Annotated in this window: 16 protein-coding genes; 11 read left to right on the top strand and 5 right to left on the bottom strand. The window is 73.3% G+C overall.

The annotated features are described in order from the left end of the window. Window positions 1-191 precede the first annotated feature (191 nt). The 3 genes from ACQKM2_RS30035 (at window position 192) to ACQKM2_RS30045 (ending at window position 5,436) form a co-directional block, all read left to right on the top strand. Window positions 192-1,823: a succinic semialdehyde dehydrogenase gene (locus ACQKM2_RS30035; RefSeq protein WP_427715150.1), complete on the top strand. Its 1,632-nt coding sequence runs from the start codon at window positions 192-194 to the stop codon at window positions 1,821-1,823. 9 nt (window positions 1,824-1,832) lie between these two features. Next, window positions 1,833-3,632, top strand: coding sequence for a GMC oxidoreductase (locus ACQKM2_RS30040; RefSeq protein WP_427715151.1), 1,800 nt, complete (start codon window positions 1,833-1,835; stop codon window positions 3,630-3,632). 181 nt (window positions 3,633-3,813) lie between these two features. Further along, window positions 3,814-5,436 (top strand): hypothetical protein, encoded by a 1,623-nt coding sequence (locus ACQKM2_RS30045; RefSeq protein ID WP_427715152.1) that lies wholly within the window; start codon window positions 3,814-3,816, stop codon window positions 5,434-5,436. Window positions 5,437-5,720: 284 nt separating this feature from the next. On the opposite strand, the gene ACQKM2_RS30050 is transcribed toward ACQKM2_RS30045, so the two are convergent. After that, entirely contained in the window at window positions 5,721-5,984 is a 264-nt protein-coding gene (locus tag ACQKM2_RS30050) for a chorismate mutase (protein ID WP_125595846.1), read from the bottom strand. A gap of 369 nt (window positions 5,985-6,353) precedes the next feature. On the opposite strand from ACQKM2_RS30050, the gene guaA reads away from it, so the two are divergent. From guaA to ACQKM2_RS30070, 4 genes are all read left to right on the top strand, one after another. Further along, window positions 6,354-7,946, top strand: coding sequence for a glutamine-hydrolyzing GMP synthase (gene guaA / locus ACQKM2_RS30055; RefSeq protein WP_427715155.1), 1,593 nt, complete (start codon window positions 6,354-6,356; stop codon window positions 7,944-7,946). 110 nt (window positions 7,947-8,056) lie between these two features. Further along, the gene (locus tag ACQKM2_RS30060) at window positions 8,057-8,857 is read left to right on the top strand and encodes a class II aldolase/adducin family protein (protein WP_427715158.1); all 801 of its coding nucleotides are present in this window, start codon (window positions 8,057-8,059) and stop codon (window positions 8,855-8,857) included. 102 nt (window positions 8,858-8,959) lie between these two features. Then, on the top strand, window positions 8,960-10,216 hold the full coding sequence (locus ACQKM2_RS30065; RefSeq protein WP_427715159.1) for a hypothetical protein: 1,257 nt from the start codon (window positions 8,960-8,962) through the stop codon (window positions 10,214-10,216). Between the two features lie 19 nt (window positions 10,217-10,235). Next, window positions 10,236-10,727: a DoxX family protein gene (locus ACQKM2_RS30070; protein ID WP_427715161.1), complete on the top strand. Its 492-nt coding sequence runs from the start codon at window positions 10,236-10,238 to the stop codon at window positions 10,725-10,727. On the opposite strand, the gene ACQKM2_RS30075 is transcribed toward ACQKM2_RS30070, so the two are convergent. Further along, on the bottom strand, window positions 10,691-10,915 hold the full coding sequence (locus tag ACQKM2_RS30075; protein WP_427715163.1) for a hypothetical protein: 225 nt from the start codon (window positions 10,913-10,915) through the stop codon (window positions 10,691-10,693). The genes ACQKM2_RS30070 and ACQKM2_RS30075 overlap by 37 nt on opposite strands. Next, entirely contained in the window at window positions 10,902-12,197 is a 1,296-nt protein-coding gene (locus ACQKM2_RS30080) for a PspC domain-containing protein (protein WP_427715164.1), read from the bottom strand. Before ACQKM2_RS30080 ends, ACQKM2_RS30075 begins: the two co-directional genes overlap by 14 nt. A gap of 131 nt (window positions 12,198-12,328) precedes the next feature. Here ACQKM2_RS30080 and ACQKM2_RS30085 point away from each other — a divergent pair, with 131 nt between their 5' ends. From ACQKM2_RS30085 to ACQKM2_RS30095, 3 genes are all read left to right on the top strand, one after another. Further along, entirely contained in the window at window positions 12,329-13,621 is a 1,293-nt protein-coding gene (locus ACQKM2_RS30085; RefSeq protein ID WP_427715166.1) for a PspC domain-containing protein, read from the top strand. Next, window positions 13,618-14,313 carry a LuxR C-terminal-related transcriptional regulator gene (locus ACQKM2_RS30090; RefSeq protein ID WP_427715168.1) on the top strand — a complete coding sequence of 232 codons (696 nt, stop codon included), beginning with the start codon at window positions 13,618-13,620 and terminating at the stop codon, window positions 14,311-14,313. Before ACQKM2_RS30085 ends, ACQKM2_RS30090 begins: the two co-directional genes overlap by 4 nt. Window positions 14,314-14,470: 157 nt before the next feature. Beyond that, a complete protein-coding gene (locus ACQKM2_RS30095) occupies window positions 14,471-15,583 on the top strand; it encodes an alpha/beta hydrolase (RefSeq protein WP_427715170.1) in 1,113 nt (370 codons plus the stop codon). A 6-nt stretch (window positions 15,584-15,589) separates the two neighbouring features. Here ACQKM2_RS30095 and ACQKM2_RS30100 read toward each other — a convergent pair whose 3' ends face one another. Then, a complete protein-coding gene (locus ACQKM2_RS30100; RefSeq protein WP_427715173.1) occupies window positions 15,590-16,645 on the bottom strand; it encodes an NlpC/P60 family protein in 1,056 nt (351 codons plus the stop codon). A gap of 181 nt (window positions 16,646-16,826) precedes the next feature. Next, complete coding sequence (locus ACQKM2_RS30105; RefSeq protein ID WP_427715175.1) at window positions 16,827-17,183, bottom strand: hypothetical protein; 357 nt, start codon at window positions 17,181-17,183, stop codon at window positions 16,827-16,829. Window positions 17,184-17,495: 312 nt separating this feature from the next. Here ACQKM2_RS30105 and ACQKM2_RS30110 point away from each other — a divergent pair, with 312 nt between their 5' ends. Beyond that, on the top strand, window positions 17,496-18,944 hold the full coding sequence (locus ACQKM2_RS30110; protein WP_427715176.1) for an FG-GAP repeat domain-containing protein: 1,449 nt from the start codon (window positions 17,496-17,498) through the stop codon (window positions 18,942-18,944). The last annotated feature ends 213 nt before the right edge of the window (window positions 18,945-19,157 follow it).

Consider the following 19,157-nt stretch of genomic DNA (forward strand, 5'->3'; position numbering starts at 1 on the left):
GGACTCCCGGTCGGGCCGCCGCACCGCTGGTCCCATTTTCCCGCCGGTCGTGCCCCGTGTCGACGGGGCCGCCGTCCGACGGCAGCCGGAGGGCCCGGGCACGCCATCCTGCCAGCGATTACTGGCAGATTTGGCAAAATCCGGTTACCCACGGGTACCCAAAGGCCCGTCCGCCCAATACGCTCACCGCCATGACGGACTCGCAGGCCCCCGCCGCCACCCTCCGCTCCGCACCGCAGCCCACCAACCCGGTCGCCCCGGCCCCGGCAGGCGCCCGCACTGCCGCCGACGTGGTGACCCCCGCCCTGGTCACCCGGCTCACCCGCGGAGTGATCGGCTCCGGCCGGACCGCCAACCACACCCCCTTCACCGGGGCCAAGCTGGCGGACCTGCCCGAGGCCACCCCCGAGGACGTGGCCACCGCCTTCGCGAAGGCCCGCGCCGCCCAGCCCGACTGGGCCGCCGTCCCCGTACGCAGGCGCGCCGCCGTCCTGCTGCGCTTCCACGACCTGGTCCTCGCCCGCCAGTCCGAGGTCCTCGACCTCATCCAGCTGGAGACCGGCAAGGCTCGCCTGCACGCCCACGAAGAGGTCCAGGCCGTCGCCGTCGCCGCACGCCACTACGGCCGCAAGGCCCCTTCGTACCTGCGGCCCAAGGGCCACACCGGCGCCATGCCGACCCTCACCAAGGTCACCGAGCTGCGCCAGCCGCGCGGGGTCGTCGGCCAGATCGCCCCCTGGAACTACCCCCTCGAACTCTCCGTGGGCGACGCCCTGCCCGCCTTCGTCTCGGGCAACGCCGTCGTCATGAAGCCCGACACCGAGACCGCGCTGACCGCCCTGTGGGCCCGCGACCTGCTCATCGAGGCCGGACTGCCCGCCGAGGTCTTCCAGGTCGTCCTCGGCGACGGCCCCGTCGTCGGCCCCGAGGTGGTCCGGCACGCCGACTACGTCTCCTTCACCGGCTCCACCCGCACCGGCCGCGAGGTCGCCCAGGGCGCGGCCGCCCGCCTGGTCGGCGTCTCCCTCGAACTCGGCGGCAAGAACGCCATGCTCGTCCTGCACGACGCCGACGTCGAGAAGGCGGCCGCCGGAGCCGTCCGCGCCTGCTTCTCTTCCGCCGGCCAGCTCTGCATCTCCATCGAGCGGCTCTACGTCCACGCCTCGATCGCCGACGCCTTCGTCGAGCGCTTCGCCGCCCGCACCAAGGCCATGCGGCTCGGCGCCTCCCTCGCCTACGGCGCCGACATGGGCTCCCTCGTCGGCGAACGCCAGCTGGAGACCGTGCAGCGGCACGTGGACGAGGCCGTCGCCAAGGGCGCCACCCTCGTCGCCGGCGGCACCGCCCGCCCCGACATCGGCCCGCTCTTCTACGAGCCCACCATCCTCGACGGGGTCGAGGCCCCCATGTCGGTCTGCGCCGAGGAGACCTTCGGCCCGGTCGTCTCCGTCTACCGGTTCACCGACGAGGACGACGCCGTCGCCCAGGCCAACGCCACCCCCTACGGCCTCAACTCCAGCGTCTGGACCAAGGACGCCCGGCGCGGCCACGCCGTCGCCGCCCGGCTGCGCACCGGCACCGTCAACATCAACGACGGCTACGCCCCCGCCTACGGCAGCGCCCAGGCCCCCATGGGCGGCATGAAGGAATCCGGCCTCGGCCGCCGGCACGGCTCCGAGGGCATCCTCAAGTACACCGAGGCGCAGACCGTCGCCCACCAGCGGCTGCTCCCGATGGCGCCCTCGCTCGGCATGGACGACGAGCAGTACGCCCGCTTCATGACGAGCAGCCTCAAGGTCCTCAAGGCCCTCCGACTGCGCTAAGGGGAACCCGTGCCGCACGACAGCGACTCTTCGTACGACTACGACGTCATCGTCATCGGATCGGGGTTCGGCGGATCGGTCTCGGCGCTGCGCCTGACCGAGAAGGGCTACCGGGTCGGCGTCCTGGAGGCAGGACGCCGCTTCACCCGCCAGGACCTGCCCCGCAACAGCTGGGACCTGCGCAACTACCTGTGGGCGCCCGCCCTCGGGCTGTACGGGATCCAGCGCATCCATCTGCTCGGCAACGTGATGGTGCTGGCCGGCGCCGGGGTCGGCGGCGGCTCGCTCAACTACGCGAACACCCTGTACGTGCCGCCCGCCGCGTTCTTCGAGGACCGCCAGTGGGCCTCCATCACCGACTGGCGGGCGGAACTCGCCCCCTACTACGAGCAGGCACAGCGGATGCTCGGCGTCCGGCTCAACCCGACGCTCACCCCCTCCGACGTCCACCTGAAGGCCGTCGCAGAGAAGATGGGCGTCGGGGACTCCTTCCACATGGCCCCGGTCGGCGTCTTCTTCGGCGACGGCGAGGACGCCGCGGGACAGCCGAAGGTCCGCCCCGGCCAAGAGGTCCCCGACCCCTACTTCGGCGGCGCCGGACCCGCCCGCAGGGCCTGCACCGAATGCGGCGAGTGCATGACCGGCTGCCGGCACGGCGCGAAGAACACCCTCAATGAGAACTACCTGCACCTCGCCGAGAAGGCCGGGGCGGAGATCCGCCCCATGACCACCGTCACCGCCCTCTCCGATCACCCCGACGGCGGCTACCGGGTCCGCATCGTCCCCACCGCCGACCGCCGCAAGGGCCGGGCCCAGGTGCTGCGCGCCCGGCACGTGGTCGTCGCGGCGGGCACCTACGGCACCCAGACCCTGCTGCACACCATGAAGGACCTCGGCGAGCTCCCCCGGATCTCCGCCCGGCTCGGCGACCTCACCCGGACCAACTCCGAGGGCCTGGTCGGCGCCCAGACCGACGACCGCCGCTACCGCAGGCGGCACGGCGCCGGGGCCCGGGCGGACTTCACCCGGGGCGTGGCCATCACCTCGTCGGTGCACCCCAACGCCGACACCCACATCGAGCCCGTCCGCTACGGCAAGGGCTCCAACGCCATGGGGTTCATGACGATCCTCCAGGTGCCCCACGCCAGGCACCGCGTACGGGCCTGGTTCGCCCGCACCGCCACCCACCCGGTGCAGCTGCTGCGCTCCCTGTCGAACCGGCGCTGGTCGGAGCGGACCATCATCGGCCTGGTCATGCAGTCCCTGGACAACTCCCTGACCACGTACCGCAAGCCCGGCGGACTCGGCAAGGGCCTGCTGACGGCCCGCCAGGGCCACGGGGCGCCCAACCCGGTGCAGATCGCCGAGGCCACCGAGGCCGCGACGCTGCTGGCCGAGGAGATCAACGGCTTCCCCGGCAGCAACGTCGGCGAGCTGATGGGCACCCCGCTGACCGCGCACTTCCTCGGCGGCTGCCCCATCGGCGCCTCCCCGGAGGAGGGCGTGGTGGACCCCTACCACCGGCTGTACGGGCACCCGGGCATCTCGGTGGTCGACGGCTCGGCGGTCTCCGCCAACCTCGGGGTCAACCCGTCCCTGACCATCACGGCGCAGGCCGAGCGGGCCATGTCGTACTGGCCCAACAAGGGAGAGGCGGACCCGCGTCCCGCTCAGGGGGAGGCCTACCGGCGCCTGGAAGCGGTGGAGCCGGTCGCCCCGGCCGTGCCCAAGGAGGCCTTCGGCGCGCTGCGGCTGCCGTTCCTCGCGGTCCCCGAAATCCCGCCCAGGCAACCGGAACCGGAGCACTGACCCCGGGAAGACGACCGCGGCGGGCACCGCGCTCCCCCTCCGAGCGCGGTGCCCGCCGCAGTACAAGAGTGGACAGGCGGTTGCCGAAAAAGGTTGTACCGGAATCCTTTGCGGCAAGCTGTGGTGTCGGTCACACGGTCGTGCGTGCAACCGCGACGGCGGTCCGGGGGTCAAGGGGGGCATGAGACAGCGCATCTCCCTGCTGGCCGCGTGCGGCCTGGTGGCCGTGGGGCTGACCGCCCCCACCGCGATGGCCGCCGAATCCGCGGACCCCGTCTTCCGCCTGGTCGGGCAGTCCGCCCTCGCCCTCCGCCCCTACCCGGCGACGGGTACCCCGCAGCCGGTGGACGTGTCCTTCCACCTGCAGGACATCGGCGCCTTCGGCGGCGAGTTCACCTTCACCGTCGACCTGGCCGCGGTCGACGGCTTCGCCTCCGTCGAGGAGAGCTCCGCCGCACCTAAGAAGTGCGAGAAGAGCGCCACCAAGCTGGTCTGCAAGGACAAGGGCCCGCGCCCCGGCGTGAACCTGGTGGCCACCGCCAAGAAGGACGCCAGGGAAGGCGCTCTCGGCGCGGTCAAGGTGACCGGCACGGCCGCCGGAGCCACCGTCACCCCCGCGGAGACCACCCTCCAGATCGGCGGCCCCGACCTGGTCATGCGGAAGCTGGCCCTCAGGACGGACCCGAAGCCGGGCGAGAGCCAGACCCTGCCCCTCGCGTTCCGCAACGAGGGCACGCAGTCGGCCAAGGGCGTGGTCCTGGAGCTGGAGGCCACCCGCGGCCTGGAGCTCCCGGAGCGCTATGACAACTGCACCTACCGCACCGACCGCACCTCCAACACCGTCGTCTGCACGGTCGAGGGGGAGTTCGAGGCCAAGGCCACCTACGAGCTGGCCGGCGACAGTCCGCTGCACCTGAAGGCCGGCGCGAACGCCTTCAACGAGCGGTTCACGTACGGCATCTACCCGGCGGGCGCCCCGCAGAAGGCCACGGACGCCAAGGCGCCCGACGCGGCCGGTGCCGCGACCGCCGCGGGCCGCAAGCTGGTCGCCCGCAAGAAGGCGGAGGCGGCGCCCGCCCCGCTGCGCGCCCCCGACCTGAACGAGACCGACAACAAGCTCGCGGCCGACCTCAAGGTGGCGAACACCGCCGACTTCGCGGCCGAGGCCCTCACCGTCAAGGGCGCCGCCGGCACGAGGGCCAAGGTCGTCGTCGCCGCGCGCAACAACGGCCCCGCCTGGGTCACCGGCGACCCCGCGGCCGTGGTCGACGTGGCGCTCCCGAAGGGCGTGAAGGTCCTCACGGCCCCGGCGGCCTGCCGCGCCGTCCAGCCGACCCTGTACCGCTGCGCCACCGGGACGTCCGTGCTGGAGAAGGAGAAGCTGGAGTTCCCCTTCGAGTTCAAGATCGAGAAGGTCGTGAAGGACGCCAAGGGCGCCGTCACCGTCGGCACCCTCGACGCCAAGGGCGAGCTCACGCGGCACGGCTTCGACCAGGTGCCGGCCAACAACCTGGCCGACTTCACGGCGAACCCGACGGTCACCCCGACCAAGTCGCCGAGCCCCTCCGGTTCCGGCAGCGCCTCGCCGAGCGCCTCCAAGAGCGCCTCGCCCTCCGCGGGGAGCACCACCGGTTCCACCACGGGCAACAACGCCTCGGCGGCCGCCGGCCGCAGCGGCGGCCCGCTGGCCTCCACCGGCAGCACGGCCGGCCTGGTCGGCATCGCCGGCGCCGGGCTGTTCGCCGTCGGCGCCGCGCTGTACCTGTCCTTCCGCCGCCGCGGCAACGGCGGCGCGCACGCGTGACCGCGTAACGCGTAAGCGCGTGACGGCAGACGAACGGCCGGCCCGGGGCGTCCCCCGGGCCGGCCGTCCTCATGGGGTGACCGGGCTGCTGTCCCCTGCCGTCCGGTCACACGAGGGGAACGAGGTCCCACGACGCGCGCCGTCGGGCGTCGCGTCTCATCGCTCCCGTGGAGCCACGCGTGGTGCTGCCGCGTCCCGCGCCTGGCTGGCACGGACAACCTCACCAACGAAGGGCTCCCGGCCCGGTCACGGCCCGGACGGGTGACGAACAGGCGCCCGCCCGGTCAGACGCGGCCCCGGCACAGCTCCAGCAGGGTCATCGCGAGGGCGGTCCCGGGCTTGCCGAGGGCATCGCTCCAATGGGAGAGCACCTCCATCTCGCGCGACAGGTGCACCCGCCGGCCGCCCGCGCCGATCCGGGCCTCCTGGATGACGGCCGACACGGCCATCCGCTCCTGGATCAGCCCGATGATCCGGTCGTCGAGGGCGTCGATGCGCTCGCGGGAGCCGGCGATCAGCTGCTCGGGGGTGGTGGTGATCGTGGTCATGGCGTCTCTCCTGTGGTGGGTGGGTGACCCGGCAGGAGCGGAAACGCAGAGCGCCCCGGTCCTGTCGGACCGGGGCGCTCTGGGAAGTCAGCGGCTCAAGCGAGCATCACGCGGACCCATGGCGACCGGACCGGCCGGTGCCATAGGTAAAGAGGAAGCTCAGCTGCTTGCGCATGGTGTGGATTATGGCCCCCTGCCCGCGCCCCGGCCAACCCGGCCCGGATGCTGAGACGCCCCGGCGGTGACGCGGGTCCGGGGCGCCGGGGCGCCCCGGCGTGACGTGGGCCTCGGATGGTGCGACAAATCCGCGGTCGGCGCCACCGGTAGAATCGACAAAACAGCCACCACTTTCCGCCGGAAGGCCGTCCCGTGCCAGAAGCACCCTCCGCCGCCCACGACAGCGCCCCGGACACGGTCCTCGTCGTCGACTTCGGCGCGCAGTACGCCCAGCTCATCGCCCGCCGCGTCCGCGAGGCCCGCGTCTACAGCGAGATCGTGCCCAGCACGATGCCCGTGGCCGAGATGCTCGCCAAGGACCCCAAGGCGATCATCCTCTCCGGCGGCCCGTCCTCCGTGTACGAGGAGGGCGCCCCGCGCCTGGACGACGCCCAGGCCCTCTTCGGCTCCGGCGTCCCCGTCTTCGGCATGTGCTACGGCTTCCAGCTGATGGCGACGACCCTCGGCGGCACCGTCGACAACACCGGTGCGCGCGAGTACGGCCGCACCCCGCTGTCCGTCTCCAAGCCCGGCTCGACGCTGTTCGAGGGCACCCCCGAGCACCAGTCGGTGTGGATGTCCCACGGCGACGCCTGCTCCGCCGCCCCCGAGGGCTTCACCGTCACCGCGTCGACGAACGTCGTCCCGGTCGCGGCCTTCGAGAACGACGAGCAGAAGCTGTACGGCGTGCAGTACCACCCCGAGGTGATGCACTCCACGCACGGCCAGCAGGTCCTGGAGCACTTCCTCTACCGGGGCGCGGGCCTGAAGCCCACCTGGACCACCGGCAACATCGTCGAGGAGCAGATCGCGGCGATCAAGGCGCAGGTCGGCGACAAGCGCGCCATCTGCGGCCTGTCCGGCGGCGTGGACTCCGCGGTCGCCGCGGCCCTCGTCCAGAAGGCCATCGGCTCCCAGCTGACCTGCGTGTACGTCGACCACGGCCTGATGCGCAAGGGCGAGACCGAGCAGGTCGAGAAGGACTTCGTCGCGGCCACCGGAGTGCAGCTGAAGGTCGTCGACGCGCAGGAGCGCTTCCTGACCGCGCTGGCCGGCGTCTCCGACCCGGAGACCAAGCGCAAGATCATCGGCCGCGAGTTCATCCGCGTCTTCGAGCAGGCCCAGCTGGAGATCCTCCAGGAGGACGGCCCGGCGGTCGCGTTCCTGGTCCAGGGCACCCTGTACCCGGACGTCGTCGAGTCCGGCGGCGGCACCGGCACCGCCAACATCAAGTCCCACCACAACGTGGGCGGCCTCCCCGACGACATCGAGTTCGAGCTCGTCGAGCCGCTGCGCCAGCTGTTCAAGGACGAGGTCCGGATGGTCGGCCAGGAGCTCGGCCTGCCCGAGGAGATCGTCCAGCGCCAGCCCTTCCCCGGCCCCGGCCTCGGCATCCGCATCGTCGGCGAGGTCACCAAGGAGCGCCTGGACCTGCTGCGCGAGGCCGACGCCATCGCCCGCCACGAGCTCACCGCCGCCGGTCTCGACCGCGAGATCTGGCAGTGCCCGGTCGTCCTCCTCGCGGACGTCCGCAGCGTCGGCGTGCAGGGCGACGGCCGCACCTACGGCCACCCGATCGTGCTGCGCCCCGTCTCCTCCGAGGACGCCATGACCGCGGACTGGACGCGCATGCCGTACGAGGTCCTCGCCCGCATCTCGACCCGCATCACCAACGAGGTGCCGGACGTGAACCGCGTGGTCCTCGACTGCACGAGCAAGCCCCCGGGCACCATCGAGTGGGAGTAGTTCCCGCCCGCAGGACCTGACGGAGCCGCCGTCCCCCCTTCCGCGGGGGGCGGCGGCTCCGCCGTTCCTATGGCCTGTTGGCGGCCGCGCCGGTACCTTGCGCCGCGACCGTGATCCAGCAGGAGGGGACAGCCATGCCGGACCAGCCCGTACCCGTGCCGGTGGACCGGCTGGCCTTCGAGATGCCGCCGGTGTTCGAGGACCCGGCCCGGGAGCGCGCCCACCGCAAGGAGCGGCTCGCCGGGGCGCTGCGGCTGCTGGGGCGCCTCGGGTACGAGGACGGGGTCTCGGGGCACGTCACCGTGCGGGACCCCGAGTTCGAGGACTGCTACTGGGTGAACCCCTTCGGCCGGGCCTTCGCGGGGCTGCGGCCGCGGGACCTGCTGCTGGCCGACGGGAGCGGGCGGGTGCTGGAGGGCGGCCGGCGGCTCAACGAGCTGGCCTTCGCCGTGCACGCCGCCGTGCACCGGGCCCGGCCCGACGCGGTCGCGGTGGTCCGCGCGCAGGGCCCGTACGGCAGGGCGCTGGCCTGCCTCGGCGAGCTGCTGGCCCCGGTCACGCAGGAGGCCTGCGCCTTCTACGAGGACCACGCGCTGCTGGACGAGTACCCCGGCGGCGGTGTCGCCGACCCGTGGCGGGTGGCCCGCGCCCTCGGCCCGTACAAGGCGCTGATCCTGCGCAACCAGGGGCTGCTGACGGTCGGCGGTTCGGTGGACGCGGCCGCGTGGTGGTTCATCGCGGCGGAGCGGGCCGCGCAGGTCCAGCTGATCGCGCGGGCGGCCGGGAAACCGGTGCCCGTCGACCACCGCGCGGCCGTCGCCACCCGGGAGCGGTTCGGTGGTGATCTCGCCGCGTGGGTGAGCTACCAGCCGCTGTGGCAGACCGTCGAGGACGTGGCGTCAACATCATGAACCGTTAATCACCTGCTCTGACATCGTGCGCAATCCGGAGCACTGCCGCAGTGGTGCACAATTCGCTGGCATTGCACCGTAGTTCAGAGAGGCGGCACGCACGTGGCTGTCCAAGAGATGTCCCGGAGTACCCATACCGCCGTCTGCGGCTGCGACGACTGCGCACGGGAGGGGCACCGCAGAGCGGTCGCCGCGTTCCTGGAGAAACGGGACGAGTTCGCCGCCGGGCAAGGGGTGCCGGCCGCGGTGGCCCACTCCCTCGGCGCCTCCCGCCAGTGGGTCTCCGACGAGCTGGCCCTGTCCGCCCGCACGGTCGCCGACCGGGGCCGGGAGGCCGGGAACTCCTGGCTGTACCTGTTCTCCCGGCGGGCCGTCCTCACCCTGTGGATCGCCGCCGGGGTGCTGCTGCTGGTGCAGGTCGGCACCGCGCTCGGCACCGGCTGGTCCACCGCCCGCACCGCCGGGCTGCTGGCCGCGCTGGCGCTCGCCGGGCTGCTCACCGTCGCCGCCCGCGCCCAGTCGCTGCACGGCGGTCTGCTCGCGCCGGTCGTGGGGGAGGACAACCGGCTCTCCACCTCGAAGGCGGTGCCGAGCGCCTGGCTGGTGCTGACCGCGTTCGCGGCGCTGCTGCCCGCGCTGCGGCTGGCCGCCTCCTCGCCCGGCCCCGAGCGCGAGGCCCTGTACCAGGGGTTCGCGCTGGAGCGGGCGCTGCCGCTGCTCTCGGTGGTCGCGCTGACCTCGGCGGTGGCGGTGCTGGTCCGCCGCGTGGTCTCCGTACGCATCATGGGGCAGCGGCTGCAGAAGCTGCCGGCGGACCGGCCGCGCGGGGTGGACCTGCTGACCGACGACGACGGCCGCGGCAGCTTCCCCGACGCGCAGTACGTGCTCGTCTCCACCGTGGTGCTGGCCTACGCGGCGGTGTCGCTGGCCCGCTTCCCCGACCGGCTGCCGCAGCTGCCGTGGGCGCTGGCCCTGCTGGTGGCCCTGTCGGCGGCGGTGTACCTGGCGGCGAAGTACGCCGAGGGCAGCCGGCCGCTGGTGCTGTCGGTGGTGCGCAGGCGCGAGCCCGGCGACATCGACGCGGCCGTCCGGCCCGGCGACGACATCGAGATCCGCGGCGTCGGCTTCGTGCCGCCCGGCGCGCGGACCCCGGAGATGCTCGCCCGTCTGGTCGTACGGGTCGGGGCGGTCCACGTGCACGTGCCGCTGGTCCCGGTGGCGGGCGGGTTCACCAACCCGTCGGACGCGGTGCTCACCGTCCCGGTGCCCGCCGAGGTCGAGCCGGGCCGGGTCGACGTCCAGGTGGTCACGGCGGCGGGGGTGGAATCCAACCGCTGCGTCATCGACGTGGCCGAGTGAACGGGGTAGACATGGGGGCGTGACCCGAACTGACGCCCCATCCGGGCAGCGGACGACCACCCCGCTCAAGGAGCTGGCCACCCGCTACGCGCTCTTCCCGCTGCGGATCTTCCTCGGCGTGACCTTCGTCTACGCAGGCATCGACAAGCTGACGGCCGCGGGCTTCCTCGCGGAGACCGGCAGCGGCTCGATCGGCGAGATGATGCGCGGGGTGCGCGACACCTCCGCGATCCCCGCCCTGGTGGACCTGGCGCTGAAGGCCCCCGTCGGCTTCGGCGTGGCCATCGCCATCGGGGAACTCCTCGTCGGACTCGGCGTGCTCGCCGGGGTGCTGACCCGCCTCGCCGCCGCCGGCGGACTGCTGATCTCGCTCAGCCTGTGGCTCACCGTCTCCTGGGCCGTCACCCCGTACTACTACGGCAACGACCTGGCGTACCTGATGGCCTGGACCCCGCTGGTCCTCGCGGGGGCGCCCTACTGGTCGTTCGACTCGATGGTCCGGTCGCGCTGATCCCGGCGCACGGCGTACGTGACCATCCCGACCAGGGCGGACAGCGCCAGCCCGCCCATCGCGAACGGGACCACCAGGAACCACGGCACGTCCGTCTCGCCGGCCGCGTCGAGCAGGTAGAGCACGCCCGCCGCGGTCAGGACCAGCCCCGCCAGCAGCCGTCCCGGCTGGAACTCATGACGCCGCACGGGCCACCTCCACCTGTCCCACGCCCGCCTCCAGGCGCAGCTCGATCGTCCCGCCGGCCTCGGTGCCGGCGGCCGGGGGCAGGGTCGCCCGCCGGGTCTCGCCCCCGCTCCTGATCCGGATGCCGGGGCCGGTGTCCCCGGGCAGCTCGATGTCGCCGAGCCGGATCGACACGTCGGCCTTCGCGGTGACCTCCCGGGGGAGGACCACCTTGAGCCGGCCCGCGTCGATGGAGGCGCGGACGGCCACGGTCGCGCCCTTGGGCACGTCCAGGCGGCTCAGGTCCAAGGTGGCCAGCCCCGTCCCCGCCTCGTACGCGGGACGTACGTCGGCCACCGCCGCCGGGCGCCAGGCCACGTCCCGCCAGTCGGTGCCGATCTCGCGCGGCATGGCCACCGCACCCGCGAGCAGCACGGCGGTGAGCAGGCCGAGCAGGACCGTGCCGAAACCGGTGCGGCCCTTGACGGAGCTGACGGCCAGACCCAGCCCGAAGACGGCCAGCGCGGAGGCGAGGCCCACCTGCAGGGCGTGCCCGAGGGTGCTGTCCTGCCACACCGCGGCGGTGCCGACGCCCCCCGCCAGCAGGGCCAGCACGAACACCCGGCCGCCGATCCCGCCGCGCGGCCGTACGGGCGCCCCGCGGCGGGGCTTCTCAGGGGCGGTGCCCGGCCGGTCCCGGCCGGCGTCGCTGTCGTCGGGGCCCCACAGGTAGCCGGTCGAGCCGACCGGGCCCGTGGTGCCGTCCTTGACCAGCGGGTCCCGCCACCAGGAGGGGCTGCCCGGCACCGGCGGCGCCTGCGTCTCGGGCGGCGCCGGGCGGTGCGCGGCGGGGTCCCGCACCTCGGGGGCGGCGGTGGCGCGGTGGCGCCGGGACCAGTAGGAGGCGCCGCCGAGCGCCAGGATGACCAGGACCGAGAAGGCCCCCATCACCCCGTTGTCCAGCATCGAGAGGAACAGCGCGCAGCCCACCAGGGCGCTGAACACGGCGGCCAGGGTGGCGCCCTCGACGCGGCCGGTCAGCAGCCGCTTGCCCTCGCTGTCCTCCTCGCCCTCCAGGGGCAGCAGCAGCCACGCGAAGCCGTAGAAGATCAGGCCGACGCCGCCGGTGACGGCGAGCACCCCGAGCACGATCCGGAACACCACCGGGTCCAGGTCGAAATACCGGCCGAGGCCGCCGCACACGCCCGCGATGTCCTTGTCGCGCTTGCTGCGGCGCAGCGGAGGCCGCTCGGCGGGGGCCGGTGCCCCGGGATCCCCGGGCGGGGCGTCTTGTACGTCGGTCATGGGTCCATGGTGACGGGCGGTGCGGCCCCCCGGCACCGGGCCCTACCCTGGCGCAACCCTGATATCCCCCCTGAGGAACTGGGGGGATGCCCTGATGCCGGGCCGCGCCCGGGCATGTGACCCTTGGTGACATGCCCGTTGCCGCCGTTCCACGCACACCGCACGCACCCGATCCGGAGGACGTCCCGCAGCGCAGGCTCTACCGCAGCGCCGACGGCCGGATGCTCGGCGGGGTCGCGCGCGGCCTCGCCGGCCACCTCGGGCTGCCCGTGATCTGGGTCCGGCTCGCCTTCCTCGGCATGTTCATGTTCGGGGACGGGCTCGGCGTGCTGCTCTACGCGGCGTTCTGGGTCTTCGTACCGCTCGGCCAGGGCGGCAAGACCGGGCACCACTCCTTCTTCGAGACCCTCGACGACGGCACCCGCCGGGTGCGCAAGCCCGACAAGGGAGCGGTCTCCGGCCTGATCGCGCTGGCCGTCGGCGCCGGCATCTTCGTCTCCCAGCTCCGCTTCGGCGGCGAGAACGGCCGCTACATCTGGCCCACCCTGCTCGTCGGGGCCGGCGTCGTCCTGGTCTGGCGGCAGGCCGACAACGCCCGCCGCGCCCACTGGAGCGCCGCCGCCGACCGCCAGAAGCGGCTGTTCCAGGCGGGCCGGGCACTCGCCGGCGTCGTCCTCGTCGGCGTGGGCCTGACCGTGTTCATCGTCGTACGCGGCTCCGCGGCCCAGCTCGGCAACCTCCTGACCGCCGTCCTCGCCGTCCTCGTCGGCATAGCCCTGCTCGCCGGGCCCTGGCTGATCCGGATGACCCAGGACCTGTCCGAGGAGCGCCTGATGCGCATCCGCGCCCAGGAGCGCGCCGAGGTCGCCGCCCACGTCCACGACTCGGTGCTGCACACCCTCACCCTGATCCAGCGCAACGCCGAGGACGTCGGAGAGGTCCGCCGCCTCGCCCGCGCCCAGGAGCGGGAGCTGCGCAACTGGCTCTACAAGCCCGAGGGCACCGGCAAGGACGAGGCCGAGGAGCCCGCCACGCTCGCCGAGGCCGTGAAGAAGACCGCCGCCGACGTGGAGGACCACCACGGCGTCCCGATCGAGGTGGTCGTCGTCGGCGACTGCCCGCTCGACGAGAAGCTCGGCGCCCAGATCCAGGCCGCGCGCGAGGCGATGGTCAACGCCGCCAAGTACGGTGGCGAGGGGCCCGTCCAGGTGTACGCGGAGGTCGAGGGACAGACGGTGTTCGTGTCCGTACGGGACCGCGGACCGGGCTTCGACATGGAAGCGGTACCGGACGACCGCATGGGCGTACGAGAATCGATCATCGGCCGGATGCAGCGCAACGGGGGGACCGCCATGCTGCGGTCCGCGCCCGACGGCGGCACGGTAGTCGAGCTGGAGATGGAGAGGGCGGCGAAGACAGCATGACCGAGGACAACGCGACCACGGGCGGCGCGGGCAGGAGGGTCCGGGTGGTCCTCGTCGACGACCACCGGATGTTCCGCACCGGGGTCCAGGCCGAGATCGGCGAGACCGACCGGACGGGCGTCGAGGTCGTCGGCGAGGCCGCCGACGTGGACCAGGCCGTCACCGTCATCACCGCCACCCGCCCCGAGGTGGTCCTCCTCGACGTGCACCTGCCCGGCGGCGGCGGCGTCGAGGTGCTGCGCCGCTGCGCCCCGCTGATGGCGGCCGCCGAGAACCCGGTGCGGTTCCTGGCGCTGTCGGTGTCGGACGCCGCCGAGGACGTCATCGGCGTCATCCGCGGCGGCGCGCGCGGCTACGTCACCAAGACCATCACCGGCACCGACCTGGTGGACTCCGTCTTCCGGGTCCAGGACGGGGACGCGGTGTTCTCGCCCCGCCTGGCCGGCTTCGTGCTGGACGCCTTCGCCTCGACCGACGCCCCGCCGGTCGACGAGGACCTGGACCGGCTCACCCAGCGCGAGCGCGAGGTGCTGCGGCTGATCGCGCGCGGGTACGCCTACAAGGAGATCGCCAAGCAGCTGTTCATCTCGGTGAAGACGGTGGAGTCGCACGTCTCGGCGGTGCTCAGGAAGCTCCAGCTCTCCAACCGGCACGAGCTGACCCGCTGGGCGACGGCCCGTCGGCTGGTCTGACGAATGGTCCGAGGGCCGGCCTGACGGCCGGCCTCACGACTGGCCTGACCTGCGGATGAACCGGGGATGACGCCCCGGGGCCGGGCCCCGGGGTGTGATCCACGCCGCAGCGGGGGAGGGCAACCGGAAGGCTTCGCGGCGGGTCTTGGGTGGCGTGATGAGCCTGACCGGGACCCCCCTCTTCGCGGCGGCGGCCGCCCTGACCGTGACCGCCGTCGTGCTGCCGCTGGCCGTGTGGGGCAAGGTGCGCGGCCCCGCCGCCGCACGCGTCGCCACCCGCGCCGCGATGCTGCTCTTCGCCCAGGTCACCGCCGTCGCCCTGGTCTTCCTCGCGCTCAACCGGGAGATGAACTTCTACGTCTCCTGGGCCGACCTGATGGGCACCGGCAAGTACGTCCAGGCCGCCCCCGACCTCGGCCCCGACGGGCTCGGCGGGAAGAAGGCCGAGCAGGTCAGGGAGGAGCCGAAGGTCCGCCAGGAGTTCACGCCCGTCGAAGGCCTCGGCGGGCGGGTGCGGAAGACCGAGCTCGACGGCAAGATCTCCGGGGTCAAGGGCGACGTCATGGTGTGGCTGCCGCCGCAGTACGACGACCCCGCGTACAAGGACAAGAAGTTCCCGGTGGTCGAGCTGATCCCGGGCATACCCGGGACCGGCAAGTCCTGGTTCCAGGGGCTCAAGGCGCACGAGGTGCTGGAGCCTCTGATGAAGGAGGGCAAGGTCCAGCCCTTCATCCTGGTCTCCCCGCGCGCCATGCTCCTCGGCAACGGCGACACCGGCTGCGCCAACATCCCCGGCAAGGTCAACGCCGACAGCTGGTTCAGCGTCGACGTCCGCAAGATGGTCACCGACAACTTCCGCGCCTCCGACGAGGCCCGCACCTGGGGCGTCGCGGGCTACTCGGCCGGCGCGTACTGCGCCGCCAAGCTGGCGATCCTGCACCCCGACCGCTACAGCGCCGCCGTCTCCCTGTCCGGCTACAACGACCCCGGCCAGGAGCCCAGCTCGCTGGTGGCCAAGGACCCGGAGCTGCGCCGCACCCACAACCTGAAGGAACTCCTCAAGGCGCAGCCCGCGCCGCCGGCGGTCGCGCTGTGGATGTCGGGCGCCGAGCACGACGGCTACCTGTCCGGGACCGACCTCAAGGCCCTCGCGCAGAACCCGACCACCGTGCACGCCGAGAAGATCACCGGCGGGCACAACCTGGAGGCGTGGTCCAAGCAGCTGCCGCAGACCTTCGGGTGGCTGAGCCAGCAGGTCAAGACGCCGTAGCAGGGGTCACGCCGGGCGGGAGGCGCCGGCCCAGGGCATCGAGTCGACCGGCGCCAGCCGGACCGTGGAGCCGGGGCGCGGGGCGTGGATCATCTGGCCGTTGCCGACGTACATGCCGACGTGCGTGACCCCGGAGTAGAAGAAGACCAGGTCACCGGGGGCCAGCTGGTCCCGGGAGACCCGTCGGCCGGCGTTGATCTGCGTGTAGGTGGTGCGGGGCAGGGACACCCCGGCCGCGCGCCACGCGGCCTGCGTCAGGCCGGAGCAGTCGTACGAGCCCGGTCCCGTCGCGCCCCAGACGTACGGCTTGCCGATCGCCCCGTACGCGAAGGCCACCGCACGCGCGGCGCGCGCGCTGCCGGCCGCCACCGGGGGCGGGGTGTGGGGGGCGCTCGCGGGGTCGGCCCCGACGGAGGCGACGGTGCCCGACTGCGCCTCGTAGGCGGCCCGCTCCTCGGCGGTGAGCCGGGCCAGCAGCTGCCGGGCGGTGGCGAGCCGGTCCTCGATGACGGCCTTCTGCTCGGCGAGCTCGTGCTGGCGGGCGCGCAGGTCCGCGAGCCGGCCGGCGGCCTGGTCGCGCAGCCGCCCGACCTCGTCGAGGCCGCGCTTGACGGCGGCCACCTCGGAGGCGGTCCGGTCGCCGGCCCGGGTGAGCATGCCGGCCCGGTCCAGGTAGTCCTGCGGGTCGGCGGCCATGGCCAGCTGGAGGGCGGGGCCCAGGCCGCCGCTGCGGTACTGGGAGGCGGCGAGCGAGCCGAGCGCGCTGCGGGCGGTGTTCAGCCGGTCCGTCTTGCGGGCGGTCTCCTCGCGCAGGCCGGTCAGCGCCCGCTCGGCCTCGTCCGACTTGGCCTTCGCCCCGTTGTACTTCTCGGTCGCCGCCTCGGCCTCCCCGTAGAGCCGGTCGACCTCCGCCTTGACCTGTGCGGGGCTGAGCTGCGGCTCGGCGTGCGAGGTGCCTTCGAAGGCGGTGGCGGTGGCAGCGCCCGCGAGGGCGAGGGTGGCGGCGGTCCGTACGGTGCCGCCGGAGAACGGGCGCTGCCTGGGCTTTCGATGACTGGCCACGGGGGCCTCACGTCCTTCCGCTCGTCCCGCAGGTCTGGGGGAGGTCTTGGGGGAGGACGCTAAACCCGGAGGTCACGGGCAGATGACGAGATGATCGGAAGTGGCTTCCTCCGACCGGGACTGGGCCGAGCCGGACCGGTCGGTGCCAGAGGACGGCGGTTCAGTGCCGGAGGACGGCGGTTCAGTGCCAGAGGACGGCGATGAAGATGTTGGCCACGGTCAGGCCGCCGACCGCCGCGAAGAGCCCCTTCTCCACGTGCTCCTCGTCGCGCTTGACGTAGACGAGGGCCAGGACCACGAACAGGACCGCCAGCTTCACGCCGATCTTGACGTGGTTGAGCGGGGCGCCGTCGCCCATCTCGCGGAAGCCCACCAGCAGCACACCGGTGACGAGCATGGTCAGCGCGCCGTGCAGCATCGCGGGCACGAAGCGCGCCGTACCGGCGCCCATCGCCTTCATCTGGGTCAGGAAACCGCCCAGGAGCGAGGCGATGCCGATGATGTGCAGGCCGACGAAGGCGTTGGTGAGGACCGTCATGCCGTCGAGCGTACGGGGCGGCTCCGGGGCCCCCGACGGCGGTGCCGGTGCGGCCCCCGGGGGAGGTGCGGGACCCCGTGAACGGGCCCGCGCCGGGGGTGGGTTGGACGGAAGGGTCCCTGGCCGGTTCGGGCCCGCGGTGATCCCTTCCATGGCCCGTGACCAGCGGCGAAGCTTGTGCATGTCGCCGGGGGGAGCCCCCCGGGACACCCCCTCGAAGCCCTGAGAGACGTCACCGCGGGACGTACGTGAGGCGGCGGGGAGGAATCCCCGCCCCGCCACACCTCACTCACTGTGAACCGGAGTTTTGTCATGCCCCGATCCACCCGTACGTCCCGCCGCACGGCCGTCGCCGCCCTCGTCGCCGCCGCCGTCACCTCCGGGCTCGTGGCCGTCGACACCGCGGCCCTCGCCGCCCCGGCCGACCCCGCACCCTCCGCCGCCGCGGCCGCCGAGCCCGCGCCCTCCGCCGGCGACTACGGCAGCACCGGCCAGGGCGCGATCACCCCGGTCGACGGCACCCTGCGCGGGTTCGCCTACTCGGCTTCGACGACGAAGATGACCCGCAGTCAGGTCATAGCCCGGGCCAGGAGCTGGGTCGGCATCGGCCTCGTCTACAGCGGAGGCAGCTACCACGGCGGCTACCGCCAGGACTGCTCCGGCTACGTCTCCATGGCCTGGGACCTCGACGACTCCCTCACCACCGACGCCTTCGAGCCGCGCGGCACGGTCTACTCGATCGGCAAGTCGGACCTGAAGGCGGGCGACGCCCTCCTCGACAACGACCCCGGCCGCGAGGGCCACGTGGTCCTGTTCGAGAAGTGGGCCAACGGCGACAAGACCCAGTACTGGGGCTTCGACTTCACCCCGAGCGGCGTGCACCACCGCGTGTTCGACTACCCGTACTACCCGGGCTACGGCCCCTTCGCCCCGGTCCGCTACAAGAACATCGTCGACGACACGACGACCACGCCGCAGCCCGCCACCGGCATGACCGACCTCGTCGCCGCCAACCTCAACGGGGACTCGGTGGACGACGTGGTCGGCGTGGAGGCCGCCACCGGCAAGCTCTGGCTCTACAAGGGCAACTCCAACGGCACCATCGCCAGCGGCAGCACCCGTGTGGAGATCGGCTCCGGCGGCTGGAACGGCATGTCCAACCTGGCGGCCGGCGACTTCACCGGCGACGGCAAGGACGACATCGTCGCCACCGAGGAGGAGTCCGGCAAGCTCTACCTCTACCCGGGCACCGGCAACGGCCTCGGCGCCCGCAAGGAGATCGGCTCCGGCGGCTGGAACGGCATGCACGACCTGGTCGGCGGCGACTTCACCGGCGACGGCAAGGCCGACGTGGTCGGCGTGGAGGCCGCCACCGGCAAGCTCTGGCTCTACAAGGGCAACGGCACCGGCACGATCAGCGGCGGCAGCACCCGCGTCCTGCTCGGCACGGGCGGCTGGAACGGCATGCACGACCTGGTCGGCATGGACATCGACAACGACGGCAGGACGGACGTCGTCGGCGTCGAGACCGCCAGCGGCAAGCTCTTCTCCTACAAGAGCGCCGGCACCGGCCTGGACGCCCGCAAGGAGATCGGCTCCGGCGGCTGGAACGGGATGAACGACCTGCTCGGCGGCGACTTCACCGGCACCGGCAACGACGACCTGATCGGCGTCGAGAAGGCCAGCGGCAAGCTCTACCTCTACCCGAACACCGGCGGCGCCCTGGGCGTCCGCAAGGAGATCGGCTCCGGCGGCTGGTAGTCCGCCCCGCCGCGCGCCCCCGGACGCGCGCCCCGCACGCACCGCACCGCCCCGCAGCACCCTGCAACACCTTGCGCCACACGCACGCGCCGCCCGTGCCCGGCCCGCCGCGCCCTCCGCGCCGCCGGCCCGGGCCGGCGCACCGGCCCGCCGCGCGCCCCGCGCCGCCGCGCCCTCCGCCTTCCGCTCCCCGAGCGCGCGGCCCCCGTACCC

It is taken from the genome of Streptomyces sp. NPDC004126 (genome assembly GCF_050275515.1).
Classification (GTDB): Bacteria; Actinomycetota; Actinomycetes; order Streptomycetales; family Streptomycetaceae; genus Streptomyces.